Genomic DNA, 16,243 nt, shown 5'->3' with positions numbered 1-16,243 from the left:
GATGACGGACCGCTACCAGACCTTCACCCGGACACCGCTCGGTCAGACCCTGGTGAAGAACCTGGGCCTGCCCGACCCGACGCCGTTGCAGCGCTGGGTCGAGGGGTCTCCGGTGATCGACGGACCGGTCGTCTTCGGCGCGATCGGGGAGACCGACGCCGGCAAGGCGATCCAGGCCCTGCTGCGCGACATCGGCGCCTCGTTCAGTACGGCGACCGAAGGCGTCGCGTCGATCGGCATCCGCCCGAAGGCACTGGTCTTCGACGCGACCGGCGCCGTCACGACCGCGGAGCTGACCAGCCTGCAGCGCTTCTTCTCTCCCGTCATCCGCCAGCTCGCCGCGGCCGGCCGCGTGATCGTCGTCGGCCGTACGCCGGAGCTCGCGACCTCCACCGAGCAGCACGTCGCGCAGCGCGCGCTCGAGGGCTTCACCCGTTCGCTGGGCAAGGAGGTGAAGCGCGGCGCCACGGTCAACCTCGTGTACGTCGCCCCGGACGCCCACGAGCAGCTCGACTCGACGCTCCGCTTCTTCCTCTCCCCCAAGTCCGCGTACGTCGACGGCCAGGTCGCACGGATCGGGACCGGCCCGCTCGTCAGCAACGACCCGACCAAGCCGCTCGCCGGCCGCACAGCGCTGGTGACCGGCGCGGCCCGCGGTATCGGTGCCTCGATCGCGGACACGCTCGCCCGCGACGGCGCGACGATCATCGGCGTCGACGTACCGCAGAACGCGGACCCGTTGCGCAAGGTCATGACCCGGCTGGGAGGCTCCGAGCTTCTGCTCGACGTCACCGCTGTCGACGCTCCGCAGCGGATCGCGGCCCACGCGCAGGAGCAGCACGGCGGGCTCGACATCGTCGTCCACAACGCCGGCATCACGCGGGACAAGCGGCTGGCGAACATGCGAACCGACGCCTGGGACGCCGTCCTCGACGTGAACCTGCGCGCGCCGGAGCGCATCACGGAGTACCTGATCGAGTCCGGCGCACTCAAGGACGGCGGCTCGATCATCGGGGTCTCGTCGATGGCGGGGATCGCGGGCAACAACGGCCAGACGAACTATGCGACCTCGAAGGCCGGCGTGATCGGTCTGGTCCAGGCGCTCGCGCCGAAGCTGGCCGAGCGGAACATCCGGATCAACGCGGTGGCGCCCGGGTTCATCGAGACCGAGATGACCGCGAAGATCCCGTTCACGATCCGCGAGGTCGGCCGCAGGATCAACTCGCTGCAACAGGGCGGGCTGCCGATCGACGTGGCCGAGACGATCGCGTGGTTCGCGGATCCGGCCTCGGCCGGCGTGACCGGCAACGTGGTCCGGGTCTGCGGCCAGAGCATGCTGGGCGCGTGACATGCCCACCCGTCGGTACGACGACTCCCCCAAGTTCGGCGCGCTCTACGCCCGCACCGTGCGGGCGACGTTGCGCCGGGCCGACTACGAGCCCGACGAGGACGGGCTGACGCTCGAGCTGCCCCGGTCGGCGATCGACCAGGACCACCTCACGGCGTACCGCGAGGTCACCGGGTTCCAGGCCGGGCCGGCGGTGCCGCCGACGTACCCGCATGTGCTCGCGTTCCCGCTGCATCTTGACCTGATGTCGGACCCCTCGTTCCCATACAAGCCGATGGGGATCGTGCATCTGTCCAACACGATCACGCAGAAGCAGCCGATCCCGATCCACGCCGAGCCGGCCATCCGCGTGCACAGTACGCCGGAACGCCCGCACCCGAAGGGCACCGTCTTCGACATCATCAGCGAGGTCTTCGTCGACCACAAGCTGGTGTGGAGCGACCTCACCACGCTGCTCAGCCGCACGGCCGGGACGCCCAACGCGCACGCGGACCTGCTGACCGACCCGGTCCTCCCGGCGGACGCGTGGTGGGACCTGCGCGGCAACCTCGGCCGTCGGTACGCCGGCGCGTCCGGCGACCGGAACCCGATCCACCTGTTCAAACTCACCGCTCAGGCGTTCGGGTTCCCGCGCCAGATCGCGCACGGGATGTGGGCCAAGGCTGCCTCGCTCGCGTCCATCCAGCGCGCCGGGCACCTGCCCGACGCCTTCACGGTCCGCGTCGATTTCCGCAAGCCATTGCTACTGCCGTCCCGGGTCCAGTTCGGGTACCAGCAGACCGGCAAGACGATCGACTTCGCGCTGTACGACGAGTCGCATGAGGTCACTCACCTGATCGGACAGCTGCAAGGAGAGTGACCCCAGCTCGCCCACTCGACTCCGCCGAGAAGGTGGAGGACACTCCGAACCATAGGAGGGGTGGACATGATTGGAGCATTGCTACTCGGTCTGGTCTGCGGGGCCTTGGCCCGGATGCTCGTCCCCGGTGATGCCTTCCGGCACATGAGCGGGCCGAAGTCCTGGCTGGTTTCGATCGGACTCGGCCTGCTGGGCGCGCTGCTCGGCTACGTGATCTTCACGCTGGGCCTCGGCATCGGCGACGACGACATCTTCGACTGGGGAGGACTGCTGAGTGCCCTGATCGGGACGATCATCGTGGTACCGATCGCGACCTGGATCCTGCGTCGCCGCTCACAACATCCGGCCTGACCTCGCCCGCCAAGCGGAGTGCGGGAGGTTGGCAGTTGTCGCGGAGGTCGTCGAGAACCATCCCGATCTCAGCCGGCGCGAGCTGCTGACCATCCCGTTGGCGAACGGCGATCAGGCCGGCCGCGTCCTCGCGGGCACCGATGACAGCCTGATACGGCGCCAACCGGTTCTCGCGGATCCGCGCGCCGAGGCTGCCCTCGTCCGCATGCGCGATCTCGACCCGCAGACCGCGATCCACCGCCCTGCGGGCCACCTCGACGGCCCGCTTCTCCTCGTCGTCCGAGATCGGGAGTACGACGAGCTGCACCGGCGCGAGCCACGCCGGGAACGCCCCGCCGTGGACTTCGATCAGCTGCGCCATCGCCCGCTCGATGCTGCCGACGATCGCCCGGTGCACCATCACCGGACGATGCTTGTTGCCGTCGGCACCGATGTACTCGAGGCCGAACGCCGCCGGCTGGTGGAAGTCGATCTGGACGGTCGACAGGCTGAACTCGCGGCCGGCCGAATCCTCCAGCTGGATGTCGATCTTCGGCCCGTAGAACGCCGCGTCGCCGGGCGCCTCCTCGTAGTCGATGCCGGCCGCCTCCAACACATCCCGGAGCAACGAAGCGGCTTGGGCCCAACTGTCTGCGTCGCCGACGTACTTGCTGGACGGGTCCCCGAACCGTGCGTCCTCCGCGGGCAGAGCGAGGACGTAGCGCGACGCGCTGATGCCCATGTCGGCGTACGCCTGGTTGATCAACGCCAAAGCTGAAGCGGCCTCCGCGGCGACCTGGTCGAGGCGGCAGAAGATGTGTGCGTCGTTGAGTTGCATCGCGCGCACCCGGCTGAGACCGCCGATCGCGCCGGAGAGTTCGGCGCGGTACTGGCCGCCGAGTTCGGAGTACCGGAGCGGGAGTTCGCGATAGCTGTGCGAGCGGGAGCGGTACATGAGCGCGTGATGCGGGCAGATGCTCGGCCGCAGGATCAGTTGCTCCGCGCCCATATCCATCGGCGGGTACATGTCGTCGTGGTACTTCGCCCAGTGGCCCGAGATCTCGTACAGCTCGCGCTTGGCGAGTACGGGCGAATAGACCTGCTGGTAGCCGGCTCTTCGTTCGACCTCGGAGATGTAGCTCTCCAAGGCGCGGCGGACAGCAGCACCGGCGGGCAGCCAGTACGGCAGGCCGGCGCCGATCAGCGGGTCGGAGTCGAACAGGCCGAGCTCGCGGCCGATCTTGCGGTGGTCGTACATGATTTCCTCCAAGAGAGTTGGAGCGAGCAACCACCGAGCACAACAAAGCCCGGGGCACTCGCCCCGGGGCTTCGGTAGACAGTCAGATGTCAGCGCGCCGGGACGAACCTCGGCGTCGTCGTCACTACTGCGCGCTTGATCACGTTTCTACGTTAGCAGATCGGAGTCCAAGCCGACGGGCCTGATGAGACCCTCTTGCGCAACCGACGCGATCAGGGCGCCGGTCTGTGCATAGAGTCGGCCGGTCGCGAAGCCCCGGGCGCCGGAGGCTGACGGGGACGACTGGTCGTAGAGGAGCCACTCGTCGGCGCGGAACGGGCGGTGGAACCAGAGCGCGTGGTCGAGGGACGCGGGCTGGATGCGGCGGTCGCCGATCACGATGCCGTGCGGAAGGAGACTGGCACCCAGCAGGGTGAGGTCGCTGGCGTAGGCGAGCACACACGCATGCAGTGCGGGATCGTCGGGAAGCTTGCCTGCGGCACGGATCCAGAACTGGCGGCCGGTCACGCCGGCAAGTCGTACGTCGAGCGCCGCCCACTCGCGATCCCAATCCGCGGCGGGCCGACCCGACCGCGCTTCGAGGACAGTCGCCAACCGCGGCGCCTCCTCGGGCGGTACGACGTCGTCCGGCATCGGGTCCTGGTGATCGAGGCCGGGCTCGGGACGCTGGAAGGACGCCGACATGTAGAAGATCGGCTTGCCGTTCTGCGAGGCGACGACGCGCCGGCTGCTGAACGAGCCGCCGTCGCGGGTCGGCTCCGGGCGGTACACGATCGGCACGGACGTGTCGCCGCCCCGCAGGAAGTAACCGTGGAGCGAGTGCACGACTCGCTCCGGGTCGACCGTGCGACTCGCGGCGGCCAGCGCCTGTCCCAGCACCTGGCCGCCGAACACTCGCTGCATCGAGGTCTGCGGCTGGCGACCCCGGAACAGGTCGACGTCGATCATCTCCAGGTCGAGCAGCTCGACCAGATCCTCCAGCGACTCAGGCATGCCTCATCCTGACAGGCGCACCCTCACACAAGAACTCGGGGCCTGAAACAGGAAATAACCTGTTTCAGGCCCCGACAACCTGTGTAAACCCCTCGGTCTGGAGGGCGGCTACTGGTCGTCCTCGCGGTTCAGCTCGGCGAGGAACTGCTCGACCTCGGCGCCCAGCTCGTCGGCGGACGGCGTGGAATCGGCCAGCAGGCTCTTCCGGCTGAGCGAGCCCTCGGCGGCGTCGTACTGCGTCTCGAGGGCCTTGACGACCTGGCTTGCGTCGTCGGACGCCTCGACCTGCTCGTCGACCAGCCGACCGGTGACGGCGGCCTCGTCGAGCAGGGCCTTGCTAGGGAGGAGCAGGCCCGTCGCGGCAGAGATCGCGTGCACCAGGGCCAGCGCGGCGCCCGGGAAGCGGTTCTCGGCCAGGTAGTGCGGGACGTGTACGGCGAAGCCCATCGCGTCCTTGCCAGCCTCACCCAATCGCACCTGGAGCATCGTGCCGGCGCTCGCGGGGAGCACCATCTCGCCGTCCCAGATGTTCGAGCGGGTGACCAGCTCGGGCCGGGTCGCGTGCGCGGTCAGGCCGAGCGGACGGGTGTGCGGCACGCCCATCGGGATGCCGTGGACGCCGACCGTCAGCGTCACGTTGTACCGCTCGATCAGCTGCCGGACCGCACCGGCGAACCGGTCCCAGTGGTTGTCCGGCTCGGCACCCTCGAGCAGCAAGAAGTCCACACCCGCGTCGTCCGTCACCAGATGCAGCGAAAGGTGCGGCGGCGTGTAATCGGTGAACCGGTCCTCGGCGAACGTCACCTCAGGCCGCCGGGCCCGGTAGTCGTGCAGCAGGTCGACGTCGAACCGCGCGAGCAGCCGGTGGTCGAGCACCTCGAGCAGGTGGTCGGCGGTCACCCGGCCGGCCTGACCCGCGTCCATGAACCCGTCCAGCGAGTGCACCATGACCTTCGGCGTCGCCGCCGGGCCGGTTGCCACCGACTCGTCGACGATCTCGTAGAGGTCGTCCGGTCGCAGCATCGTCGTTCTCCTTCGCGCAGTCGCCAACAGGGCGGGTTGGGCCCCTCTATCCTGCCGTTCACCGAGTCCAACGCTGTCACTCGGGGCACAAATTCCGGTCCCGGCGAAGATTCAGGATGTTCCAAGACTCGGTCGTCGGCGAGACAGTTGGGAAAGCGCTTGCTAAGTTGTCCACCGTGAGCAGCGAACCAGATTCCGCCCTGACCGTCATGCTGGCGATGCACGACGACGCCAGGTCCCGCGTCCTCGTGCCGAGCGTCCTGCAGCGGCTCGAGGCGATCGCCACCGTGCTCCCGGTCGGCCCGGGGTCCAGCTTCCTCGCCGATCCCGCCGTCCGGGCGGCGCTGCCGGACGTCGACGTACTGCTCACCGGCTGGGGCTGCCCGCGGATCGGTCCGGAGGTGCTCGACGCGGCGCCGAAGCTGCAGGCGATCCTGCACGCGGCCGGCTCGGTCAAGGCGATCGTCGACCCGGCCGCGTTCGACCGCGGCATCCAGGTGTCGTCGGCGGCCACGGCGAACGCCCAGCCGGTCGCCGAGTTCACGGTCGCCGCGATCGTGCTCGCCGGGAAGCGGGCGTTCCGGCTCGCGGCGCAGTACCGGACCGAGCGACGCAAGGCGGACCCGCACGGGATGCCGGGCAGTTACGGTACGACGGTCGGCCTGCTCGGAGCGTCACGGATCGGGAAGATGGTCGCGGAGCGGCTGCGTGAGTTCGACCTCGAGGTGCTGATCAGCGACCCGTACCTGACCGCGGACGAGGCTGTTGCGCTCGGTGCGCAGCTGGTCGACAACGACGCGCTGTTCGGGCGGAGCGACATCCTGAGCGTGCACGCGCCGCTGATTCCCGAGACGGTCGGCCTGGTGGACGGGCGGCTGCTCGGTCTGCTGAAAGACGGAGCGGTGCTGATCAACACCGCGCGAGGCAAGATCATCGATGCCGACGCGCTGCTGAGCGAGTGCGTTTCCGGCCGGATCGACGCCGTACTCGATGTCACCGATCCCGAGCCGCTGCCGCCGGACTCGCCGCTGCTCGACCTGCCGAACGTCTTCGTCACCCCGCACGTCGCCGGTGCCGTCGGCAACGAAATCGCCCGGCTCGGCGAGATGGCCGTCAGCGAACTCGAACGCCTCTCCACCGGGCAACCCCTGCAGCACGCGATCACCCAAGCCGAACTCGGAAGGCTCGCATGACCCGCCTCGTTCTGCCAGACACCGACCGCGTCCTCTCGCGGCAGACCGGTTGGAGCCGCAAGCACTGGGAGGCGCTGGCGGACCACCTTCTCGACTCGCTCGTGCCGTACTTCTCCCGCGGCGCCTCGCTCGTCGAACTGCCCGGCCGGCCGAGCCGATCCGGTACGGCGTCCGACGCGCTCGAGGGCTTTGCCCGATCCTTCATGCTCGCCGCCTTCCGCATCGCCGGCGTCCAGGGCAAGGGCTGCGAAGAACTGATCGAGCGGTACGCGCGCGGAGTCGCGAACGGAGCGAATCCGGACCACCCCGAGGCGTGGCTCCGGCTCACCCCGCGGTCGCAGCAGATGGTCGAGGCCGCGGCGATCGCGGCGTCGCTGCACGAGACGCGCGAGTGGATCTGGGACCGGCTCGACACGCGGGCGCAGGAGCACGTCGCGGAGTGGCTCGGCGGCTTCAACGGGTCCACGACGCACGACAACAACTGGCGGCTGTTCCAGGTCGTGAGCGAGCAGTTCCTCGCGTCGGTCGGCGCGCCGTACTCGCAGGACGACATCGAGGGCGGCCTCGACCGGATCGAGGACTGGTACGTCGGCGACGGCTGGTACTCCGACGGCGACGGGCAGAACTTCGACAACTACATCGGCTGGGCGATGCACCTCTACCCGGGACTCTGGGCGCGGATGGCCGCCGCGACGCCGGGTGCGCAGTACGAGGACCGGCTGAAGCTGTACCGCGAGCGGATCAACCTCTTCCTCGAGGACGCTTTGTACTTCGTCGGCAACGACGGTGCACCGCTCTACCAGGGCCGATCGCTGACCTACCGGATGGCCGCGGCAGCGCCGTACTGGATGGGCGCTCTGCTCGACTCCACTCCCCTGACGCCGGGTCAGACGCGGCGGCTGTGCTCGGGGATCGCGCGGCATTTCGTGCAGCACGGCGTGCCGGACGAGCGTGGCGTGCTGACGCTCGGGTGGTACGACACCTTCCTGCCGACAACACAGCAGTACTCCGGACCTGGCTCGCCGTACTGGGCTTCGAAGGGCTTCGTCGGGCTGATCCTGCCGCCGGAGCACCCGGTGTGGGCGGACCCGGAGGACTCGATTCCGCTGGACGACGCGGACCAGCAAAGGGCGATGCCGAAGCCGGGATGGATCGTGCACGCGAGCCGCCACGACCAGGTCGTGCAGTTGGTGAACCACGGCGCCGACCACGCGCCGGTCGCCGAGCCGGAGGGCGTGGAGCCTGCGGGCGACGCGCACTACAACCGGTTGGCGTACGCAAACCACGCGGGACCGGACCTGTCCGACAACGAGCCGCACGTCGACAACCTGATCTCGCTCGTCTCTCCCGACGGTGTCGCGAGCGGTCGCGGCCGGATCCGGCGGCTCGGAGTGGACGAGCGCACGGCGTCCTCTTGGCACAAGGCGTGGCTCGGTTCTGAGGGTCCGTGGGCGATCGAGATCACGTCCGTGGTGCACAACGGGTGGGAGATCCGATGCGCGCTGGTCGAGGGACCGGACGGTGCGTACGTGCGCAGCGGCGGGTTCGCGGTAGCCGGCGAGCCATTGCCTGAGGCAACAGTTGGCGCCGTCGTGGCGTCGGCGCGGAACGCGGACGGGCTGGTGTCGGCGGTGGTCGGCCTGCACGGGTACGACGCGGCGGGCGTGCATCGCGGGCTCGGCGTGAATCCGTTCGGTGCGCACTCGGCCACGCCGTACCTCACCGCCCCGCATCACGGCGAACCGCTGGTGCTGGTGAACGCCGTACTGCTGACGCGGGACGCGCTGCGGCCGGAAGCGCTTGCCGAGGGCATCGACGTGACGGTGGACGGTACGACGGTCCGCATCGGCCTGCCCGGCGGCGGTGTCGAGGTGGTCGAACTGGGACGTGGCCACTAGATTGACGCCATGAGCACGTACGAAAAACTTCTGCTGGAGCAGATCCGTAACGAATTCACGGCGTCACAGCAGTATGTGGCAGTGGCTGTCTGGTACGACGACCAGGACCTGCCGCAGCTGGCCGCGCACTTCTACAAGCAGTCACTGGAAGAGCGCAATCACGCGATGATGATGGTGCAATACCTGCTGGACAAGGACATCCGGCCGCAGATCCCGGCGGTCGGCGAGGTCGAGTCCGACTTCAAGACTGCGCTCGAGCCGCTCGAGCTCGCGCTGGCGCAGGAGATCACCGTCACCAAGCAGATCGAGACGCTGGCCCGGACCGCGCGGGACGAGAGCGACTACATCGGCGAGCAATTCATGCAGTGGTTCCTCAAGGAGCAGGTCGAGGAGGTCGCCGCGATGAAGACCCTCGTGAACGTGGCCAACCGCGCCGGCGACAACCTCTTCCACCTCGAGGACTTTCTCGCCCGCGAGGTCGTCGGCACCACCGCCACCGACCCGACGGCTCCCCCGGCCGCTGGCGGCACGGTCTGACCTGGCACCCCGCCTGACCGACTGGGCGCCAGGCGGACGCAGCCTACGAGCGGCCGACCCAGCTGCCTACCAGCTGCCGCCGCCTCCACCACCGCCACCGCCGCCGGACGACCCGCCGCTGAAGCCTGACGAGCTGCCGCCTCCTCCGCCCGAGCTGGACGGGGTGGGCGGCGGGTCGAACGTGCTGGCGACGGTCGCGCTCACCGCGCCCGCGGTCCAGCCGGACGTGTAGTACGACGGACCGTAGTACCAGACCGGATCGGGTGTGATGCGGCCCGCGGCGACGAGCTGCTCGCACACCCTCTGCCAGCGGTCCGCGATCCCGAAAGCGATGGCCCAGGGCAAGTACTTCGAGAAGATGTCCTCGCCCTCCTCGAACCGCAGCTGGTCCGCCTCGGCCGTGGCCAGGTACTTCTCGAAGCCGACCAGCTGGTCGGTCACTGCCCGGCCGGCCGGGTTCCGTTGCCCGCGGCCACGGATGCCGATCCAGATGCCGATGGCAACGATCACCGCGATCACCGGGATCGCGATCACCACCGCCCGGCCCGCGCCGCCGGTCGCCGCCGCGGTGATCGTGCCTGCGAAGCCCGCACCGACCACCCAGATCCCGATCATCGCCATACAGGCGCAACCGAAGCCGCTCTTGAACGGCGACCCGCCGCCCGCCCGCGGCATCCGCAGGTACCAGCCGCGCTGCTTCACCTGCTCTCGCAGCGCCGTGATCATCGACGTGTGCGCGGTCCGCATCGTGTTGTCGCCGACCGCACCGCGCTTGAGCAGCACCTCCGAGCCCGGCTGCAGCGTCGGGAACAGCCCCGACATCAGCGCCTGCTCGTGCGGTGCGGTCGCGACGGCCGGGTTGAGCAGGACGGCCTTCTGCGAGTCGCCGGTGTTGTCGATCCGTACGCCGCCGCGCACCGCCATATCGATCAGCGTCGCGGCGGTCTCCACGGTCGTGGCCTTCGCGTCGATCAGCAGCCCGCCCTCGGCGACCGGGATCCTCGGCGGCGAGAACGCGACCGGGATCTGGTCCTTGCTCAGGTCGTCCTTCACCGGCTCGGCCGCGACCCCGCTCGGCGGGAACGTGCCAGGCGGCATCCCGGCGTACCGCTGGTCCTTGTTGCCGAACTTGGCGTAGACGGCGGCGAGGACGACCGAGATCGCGGTGACCAGGCCGGCGCCGATGAGCGAGAGCCAGGACAGGCCGTTGCGCTCGAGCCAGTTCGGCGGGTCGACCAGGATCGGGGTGTCGTTCTGTACGACGCCCGCGGTGATGCCGGCGACGATCGTGAGCTGCTGTCCGCGCTCGAGCTGGGACGCGCCGAACACGCCCTTCTGGCCGACGACCGACTTCTGCGGGCAGGTCTGTGTCGACCCGGCCTCGCCGGCGAAACAGTCGACCTGGGTCACGCCCTGCGGCACCTGCACGTTGACCGTCACCTGGTTGATCACCGCGGACCAGGCGCTACCGGTGGCATCCCAGTACAGCTCGCTGTGGTCCGCGAAGTGCCGCAGCGCACCGCGGACGTCGTACGAGATCACGTACGTCGCCTCGTTGCCGGGGACCGTGCTGTTCGCCGAGCCGATCTTGATCTGCGTGTTCTCGTTGCGCTGGTTGTTCTCCTGGAACGTGTCCACGGTGAACTCGGAGCTGACCCCCGGCGTCGGCGAGGAGACGTCGATGTTCGAGACCTGGTACTCCTGGTCCTTCGAATCGTCGTCCTTGTACGGCTCCCGGGTGACCAGGTCCCGGTAGATGCCGTGCCGGCCGGTGCTCCCGAAGACGTAGTCGATCGTCTCCTTCACCTGCAGCACGCCGTCAGCCGTGACGGTGTAGTCGATCCTGAAGTTCCTGATCTCGTCACCCGCGTCCGCCGAAGCAGGAAGCGCGAATCCGGCCAGTGCCAGAACGGCGACCAGCATGGTGATGACGACCCCGAGTGCCCTACGCATGGCGGCGACACTACAGAGCGCGAGGGTCCGGGCGTGGGAGGCGGACACGAATCCGCGACCTGAAGACTCTTGTGCGAAGTGTCCGTTAGGGGAATCGTGGGTGGACCAGGAGGAACGTCATGGCAGACAAGACGAATGCTTCCCAAGGCACCGGAGCCGCGCCCGCTGTGGACAGCCCGGCCGCCATCCGCAATGTGGTCCTGGTCGGCCCGTCGGGCTCCGGCAAGACCACCCTCGTCGAGGCCCTGCTGGTGGCCTCCGGAGTCCTGAACAGACCCGGCACCGTCCTGGACGGAACCACCGTGTGCGACTTCGACGACGCCGAGCTCCGGCAGCAGCGCTCAGTGGGCCTGTCGCTCGCCTCGCTGCCGCACGACGGGGTCAAGGTGAACCTGATCGACACCCCGGGGTACGCCGATTTCGTCGGCGAGTTGCGCGCCGGCCTCCGGGCCGCGGACTGCGCGCTGTTCATTGTCTCGGCCAATGAAGGCGTCGACGAGCCGACCAAGGCGGCCTGGCAGGAGTGTGCCCAGGTCGGGATGCCGCGGGCGGTCGTGGTCACCAAGCTCGACCACGCCCGCGCCAACTACCAGAACGCGCTCGCCACCGCGCGGGCCGCGTTCGGCGACAAGGTCCTCCCGCTCTACCTGCCCGCTGGTGACGGGCTGATCGGGCTGCTCTCCCAGTCGTACTACGGCTACTCCGAAGGTAAACGTTCGACTTCCGCGCCGGACGCGGCGTACGCCGACGAGATCGAGGAACTGCGCGGCACGCTGATCGAGGGGATCATCGAGGAGTCCGAGGACGAGTCGCTGATGGATCGGTACCTCGGCGGCGAGGAGATCGACCAGAAGGTGCTGATCGAGGACCTCGAGCGGGCGGTGGCCCGCGGCTCGTTCTTCCCGGTCATCCCGGTCTGCAGCGCTTCCGGCGTCGGCACGTTCGAGCTGCTCGAGGTGATCACGAGCGGCTTCCCGTCGCCGCCCGAGCACACGATCCCGGAGGTCTTCAACCCGCACGGTGTCGCCCGCAAGGGGCTCGCCTGCGACCCGGACGGCCCGCTGCTCGCCGAGGTGGTGAAGACGACGTCGGACCCCTACGTCGGCAGGGTAAGCCTGGTGCGGGTGTTCTCCGGCACCATCAGGCCCGACACGACGGTTCACGTGTCGGGCCATTTCACGTCGTTCTTCGGTGAGCACAACTCGCACGAGGACCACGACGAGGACGAGCGGATCGGCGCGCTGTCGTTCCCGCTCGGCAAGACCCAGCGCCCGGCCGGCACGGTGGTCGCCGGTGACATGTGCGCGATCGGCCGGCTGACCCGGGCGGAGACCGGTGACACGCTCTCCGACAAGACGGACCCGCTGCTGCTGAAGCCGTGGAACATGCCCGAGCCGTTGCTGCCGATCGCCGTACAAGCGCATGCGAAGACCGACGAGGACAAGCTCGGGGTCGGGTTGCAGCGGCTGGCCGCCGAGGATCCGACGCTGCGGATCGAGCAGAACCCGGAGACCCACCAGATCGTGCTGTGGTGCATGGGCGAGGCGCACTCCGATGTCGTGCTCGACGCGCTGTCCAGCCGGTACGGCGTGACCGTCGACACCGTGGAATTGCGCGTACCGCTGCGGGAGACGTTCGGCGGCAAGGCGAAGGGGCACGGGCGGCATGTGAAGCAGTCCGGCGGCCACGGTCAGTACGCCGTCTGCGACATCGAGGTGGAGCCGCTGCCGCAGGGATCCGACTTCGAGTTCGTCGACAAGGTCGTCGGCGGGGCGGTGCCGCGGCAGTTCATCCCGAGCGTCGAGAAGGGCGTCCGCGCCCAGATGGAGAAGGGTGTGTCGGCCGGGTACCCGATGGTGAACATCCGGGTCACGCTGCTGGACGGCAAGGCGCACAGCGTCGACTCGTCGGACATGGCGTTCCAGATGGCCGGCGGGCTCGCACTGCGCGAGGCGGCGGCCGCCACGCACGTCAGCCTGCTCGAGCCGGTGGATCTGGTCTCGGTGCTCGTGCCGGACGACCTGGTCGGCGCGGTGATGAGCGACCTGTCCGGGCGGCGCGGACGGCTGCTCGGCACGGACAAGGTCGGCGACGACAGGACGCTGGTCAAGGCCGAAGTACCTCAGGTGGAGATCACTCGCTACACGATCGATCTCCGGTCCTTGTCGCACGGCGCGGCGACCTTCAGCCGTCAGTTCTCCCGCTACGAGGCGATGCCGGACTCTGCCGCAGCCAAGATGAAATGAGCTAAGGCTTGTTGAGGCGGCGGCGTACGTCGCGGGATTTGAGGTACGCCGCCACATCGTCGTACCGCTCGCTCTGGTTGGCGAACTCGATGTACGAGCGGACGCGGTGCAGCCAGTCGAGCGTCGACGGCTTCACCGCGGCCAGCGCCTCGGTCAGGTGACGCATGTCCAGCGGCGGCTCGCCACCGCTGGTGAGCGCCTCGTCGATGACCTTGTCCACGCCGCGCTCGATCAGCGCACGCAGGTCCGCGCCGCTGAACATCGGCGTCTGCGCGGCGAGTGCCTTCAGGTCGAGGCCGTCGGCCGGCACGTCCTTCGTCAGCACGGTCAGGATGTCCGCGCGGGCGGGCTCGTCCGGCGGCGGCACGAAGATCACCCGGTCGAAGCGGCCGGGCCGGAGCATCGCCTCGTCCACGTCCCACGGCGCGTTGGTCGCGGCGAGCACGAGCAGGCCTTCATTCTCGGAGCCGATCGCGTCGAGCTCCTGCAGCAGTACGTCGACCAGCCGCCGCGCCTCGGACCCGCCGTGCTTGTGCCGCGCGAACGCCAACGCGTCCAGCTCGTCGAGGAACAGTACGCACGGACCGTTGGCGCGGGCGCGCTCGAAGGCAGCGTGCAGATTGCGCTCCGACACCCCGAGGTACGGGTCCATCACGTCCTCGATCCGGACATTGATGAACGGCAGACCGCACTCCCCCGCCGTCGCCCGTGCGAGCAGCGTCTTGCCGCATCCGGGCGGACCGTAGAGCATCACACCGCCGCCGGACTTGCGGCCGTACTTCTCGTACAGCTCCGGCCGGCTCAGCGGGAGGATCACCATCCGGTGGATCACCCGCTTGATCTCGTCCATCCCCCCGACCTGGTCGAAGGTGGTCGTCTCCTTGACCGCGTCGGCGCTCAAAGGATCCTGGTCTTCCTCCGGACCGACCTTGATCCGTACGCCGCTGCGCTCGGCGATCATGCCGTCGACGAGCTGCTGCAGCCGGCCCGTGCCCTCGACGACGCCTTGCTGGCGGGCCGCTTCGAGCAGGTTCCGCAGCAGGGCGAGCCGCCCGTTCGCCGCCGCCAGCTCACCCACCGGGACGAACTGGTCGTCCGGAAGCCCCTGCTGATCAAGCAGTACGACGTACTGGTCGAGCGCCTCCTCGTTCTCACCGGCTGTGGCGAGCCCCTCGGCGAGGAGCAGCCGCAGCATCACGTCATCCGGACTGGCCTCGACAGCCTTACGCAGCGCGGTGATCCGGTCGTTGCTCATTGACCCCACTTCCTGTTGATCCAGCGGCGGACCAGCGGTGGGACCACCCACGAGTACACGCAGAACGCCAACCAGATCATGGCGAACGCGAAGGACACCGGCGCGAGACCGACGGCACGGAGGCCGTAGATCACCGCGACGACACAGACCCAGACGATCAGCGGATTCACCCGGGAGAACGGGCGCAGCGGAAGCATCAACGGGTGGTTGATCAGCTTCGCCTGGCGAGCCGCGTCGCGCAGGTCCGCGTCACCGGGTTGGGACGCTGCCGCCGACGCGAGCGACGTGTAGCCCGACCGCGAGTCGCCGGTCAGCATGGACGCCGTACCGTGCAGGGCTCGCGCGTTCGGGTCCTCCGGATCGTGTGCCAGCGCCTCGGTGCTGTGGCGGTGCATGTCGCGGTCCTTGCCGAGCGCGAACGCCACCTGCGCACGAGCCGCTGAGACGGCCGCGCTCTCCGGCGCATGCGACGCGGCGCGCTCGACCAGTGCGCCTGCCTTGTCTGCCTGGCCGGCTGTCAGACAAACGCGCGCATAGCCGAGCAGGAGATCGGGATCGTTCGGGTCGAGGCTCAGACCCTGGAGGAACGCGGCCTCGGCCTCGGGCAGGCGTCCCTCGGAGCGCAGGGCCGAGCCGAGCACATGGAGCAACGCCGGGAACGGGCCGTGCAGCGCCAAGCCGTCACGCAGTACGTCGATGGCCTCGGCGTTCCGGTCGAGAGAGTGCAGAGCGGCGCCGCGGAACAGATACGCGCGGTAGTCGAGGGCGGTCTCGCCGGTCAGCCCCTTGAGCTCGTCCAGCGTGCGCTGCGGGTGGCCGATCCGCAGCCAATGCGCCGCCATCTGCAGACGCGCTTCGCTCGGTTCGTTCACCGGATCACCGTCACCAGGAGCAGGATCAGACCCTCCGTCACAGCCCCGCCGATCGTGAGGCCGATCCCCACAACCCAGAGGGATCCGTAGTCCGTGCCGCGAAGCTGGAACGCGCGGTCCATCGGGCGTTGCAGCCGGAGCTGGACCAGGAAGCACAACACAGCCACCACGCGTGAGCTGACCTGCAGGCTCTCGCCGTCGAGCAGGACGAACAGGGCGACAACGGCGATCAGGCCGACGACTCCGGTCAGCAGGATCAGCCGGCGCTTGGCCGCGTCGACACCGAGCCGGCGCGAGTTGAGGAAGGCAACGGCCGTCGACGCGATCACGCCGCCGAAGAAGGCGACGTACGCCTGCGACATCAGCCGCCACGGGCGTACGGACATGTCCACACCCGCGCCGATCGTCGGGCGCAGAAGTTCGTCCGGCATCGGGCTCCTCGGGTGGACAGGCTCCGCACTCTGTGATGCTCGCGCAG

Annotated in this window: 14 protein-coding genes; 7 read left to right on the top strand and 7 right to left on the bottom strand. The window is 69.0% G+C overall.

Annotated features, from left to right (window positions below):
* Nucleotide 1: 1 nt before the first annotated feature.
* From ACQPYH_RS19895 to ACQPYH_RS19885, 3 genes are all read left to right on the top strand, one after another.
* On the top strand, nt 2–1,348 hold the full coding sequence (locus ACQPYH_RS19895) for a 3-oxoacyl-ACP reductase (RefSeq protein WP_432893336.1): 1,347 nt from the start codon (nt 2–4) through the stop codon (nt 1,346–1,348).
* A 1-nt stretch (nt 1,349) separates the two neighbouring features.
* The gene (locus ACQPYH_RS19890) at nt 1,350–2,207 is read left to right on the top strand and encodes a MaoC/PaaZ C-terminal domain-containing protein (RefSeq protein WP_432893333.1); all 858 of its coding nucleotides are present in this window, start codon (nt 1,350–1,352) and stop codon (nt 2,205–2,207) included.
* Nucleotides 2,208–2,273: 66 nt separating this feature from the next.
* Entirely contained in the window at nt 2,274–2,558 is a 285-nt protein-coding gene (locus ACQPYH_RS19885) for a GlsB/YeaQ/YmgE family stress response membrane protein (RefSeq protein WP_432893331.1), read from the top strand.
* Here the strand turns inward: ACQPYH_RS19885 and thrS are convergent.
* The 3 genes from thrS to ACQPYH_RS19870 form a co-directional block, all read right to left on the bottom strand.
* Complete coding sequence (gene thrS, locus ACQPYH_RS19880) at nt 2,500–3,795, bottom strand: threonine--tRNA ligase (RefSeq protein ID WP_432893329.1); 1,296 nt, start codon at nt 3,793–3,795, stop codon at nt 2,500–2,502. The two genes, ACQPYH_RS19885 and thrS, sit on opposite strands and share 59 nt — an antisense overlap.
* A 147-nt stretch (nt 3,796–3,942) precedes the next feature.
* Nucleotides 3,943–4,788 (bottom strand): acyl-CoA thioesterase, encoded by an 846-nt coding sequence (locus ACQPYH_RS19875; RefSeq protein WP_432893326.1) that lies wholly within the window; start codon nt 4,786–4,788, stop codon nt 3,943–3,945.
* 108 nt (nt 4,789–4,896) lie between these two features.
* Nucleotides 4,897–5,811 carry a proteasome assembly chaperone family protein gene (locus ACQPYH_RS19870; RefSeq protein ID WP_432893324.1) on the bottom strand — a complete coding sequence of 305 codons (915 nt, stop codon included), beginning with the start codon at nt 5,809–5,811 and terminating at the stop codon, nt 4,897–4,899.
* Nucleotides 5,812–5,987: 176 nt separating this feature from the next.
* Here ACQPYH_RS19870 and ACQPYH_RS19865 point away from each other — a divergent pair, with 176 nt between their 5' ends.
* The 3 genes from ACQPYH_RS19865 to ACQPYH_RS19855 are packed head-to-tail and all read left to right on the top strand — an operon-like array spanning nt 5,988 to nt 9,439.
* Nucleotides 5,988–7,004, top strand: a complete 1,017-nt coding sequence (locus tag ACQPYH_RS19865; protein ID WP_432893322.1) for a hydroxyacid dehydrogenase — start codon at nt 5,988–5,990, stop codon at nt 7,002–7,004.
* The gene (locus ACQPYH_RS19860) at nt 7,001–8,902 is read left to right on the top strand and encodes a DUF2264 domain-containing protein (protein ID WP_432893320.1); all 1,902 of its coding nucleotides are present in this window, start codon (nt 7,001–7,003) and stop codon (nt 8,900–8,902) included. Before ACQPYH_RS19865 ends, ACQPYH_RS19860 begins: the two co-directional genes overlap by 4 nt.
* 9 nt (nt 8,903–8,911) lie before the next feature.
* Nucleotides 8,912–9,439: a ferritin gene (locus tag ACQPYH_RS19855; protein ID WP_432893317.1), complete on the top strand. Its 528-nt coding sequence runs from the start codon at nt 8,912–8,914 to the stop codon at nt 9,437–9,439.
* A 66-nt stretch (nt 9,440–9,505) separates the two neighbouring features.
* Here ACQPYH_RS19855 and ACQPYH_RS19850 read toward each other — a convergent pair whose 3' ends face one another.
* A complete protein-coding gene (locus ACQPYH_RS19850) occupies nt 9,506–11,392 on the bottom strand; it encodes a DUF2207 domain-containing protein (RefSeq protein WP_432893315.1) in 1,887 nt (628 codons plus the stop codon).
* Nucleotides 11,393–11,511: 119 nt separating this feature from the next.
* Here ACQPYH_RS19850 and ACQPYH_RS19845 point away from each other — a divergent pair, with 119 nt between their 5' ends.
* The gene (locus ACQPYH_RS19845; protein ID WP_432893312.1) at nt 11,512–13,638 is read left to right on the top strand and encodes an elongation factor G-like protein EF-G2; all 2,127 of its coding nucleotides are present in this window, start codon (nt 11,512–11,514) and stop codon (nt 13,636–13,638) included.
* A 1-nt stretch (nt 13,639) separates the two neighbouring features.
* Here the strand turns inward: ACQPYH_RS19845 and ACQPYH_RS19840 are convergent, their stop codons facing one another.
* The 3 genes from ACQPYH_RS19840 to ACQPYH_RS19830 are packed head-to-tail and all read right to left on the bottom strand — an operon-like array spanning nt 13,640 to nt 16,196.
* Nucleotides 13,640–14,893 carry a tetratricopeptide repeat protein gene (locus ACQPYH_RS19840; RefSeq protein ID WP_432893310.1) on the bottom strand — a complete coding sequence of 418 codons (1,254 nt, stop codon included), beginning with the start codon at nt 14,891–14,893 and terminating at the stop codon, nt 13,640–13,642.
* A complete protein-coding gene (locus ACQPYH_RS19835; RefSeq protein WP_432893308.1) occupies nt 14,890–15,765 on the bottom strand; it encodes a tetratricopeptide repeat protein in 876 nt (291 codons plus the stop codon). The genes ACQPYH_RS19840 and ACQPYH_RS19835 overlap by 4 nt, the downstream gene beginning before the upstream one ends.
* Nucleotides 15,762–16,196 carry a hypothetical protein gene (locus ACQPYH_RS19830; RefSeq protein WP_432893307.1) on the bottom strand — a complete coding sequence of 145 codons (435 nt, stop codon included), beginning with the start codon at nt 16,194–16,196 and terminating at the stop codon, nt 15,762–15,764. Before ACQPYH_RS19830 ends, ACQPYH_RS19835 begins: the two co-directional genes overlap by 4 nt.
* Nucleotides 16,197–16,243 lie beyond the last annotated feature (47 nt).

Origin of the sequence: Kribbella sp. CA-245084, assembly GCF_050942355.1 — a bacterium.
In the GTDB taxonomy this organism is placed as follows: Bacteria; Actinomycetota; Actinomycetes; order Propionibacteriales; family Kribbellaceae; genus Kribbella.
This window is presented reverse-complemented; position numbering and strand designations above follow the sequence as displayed.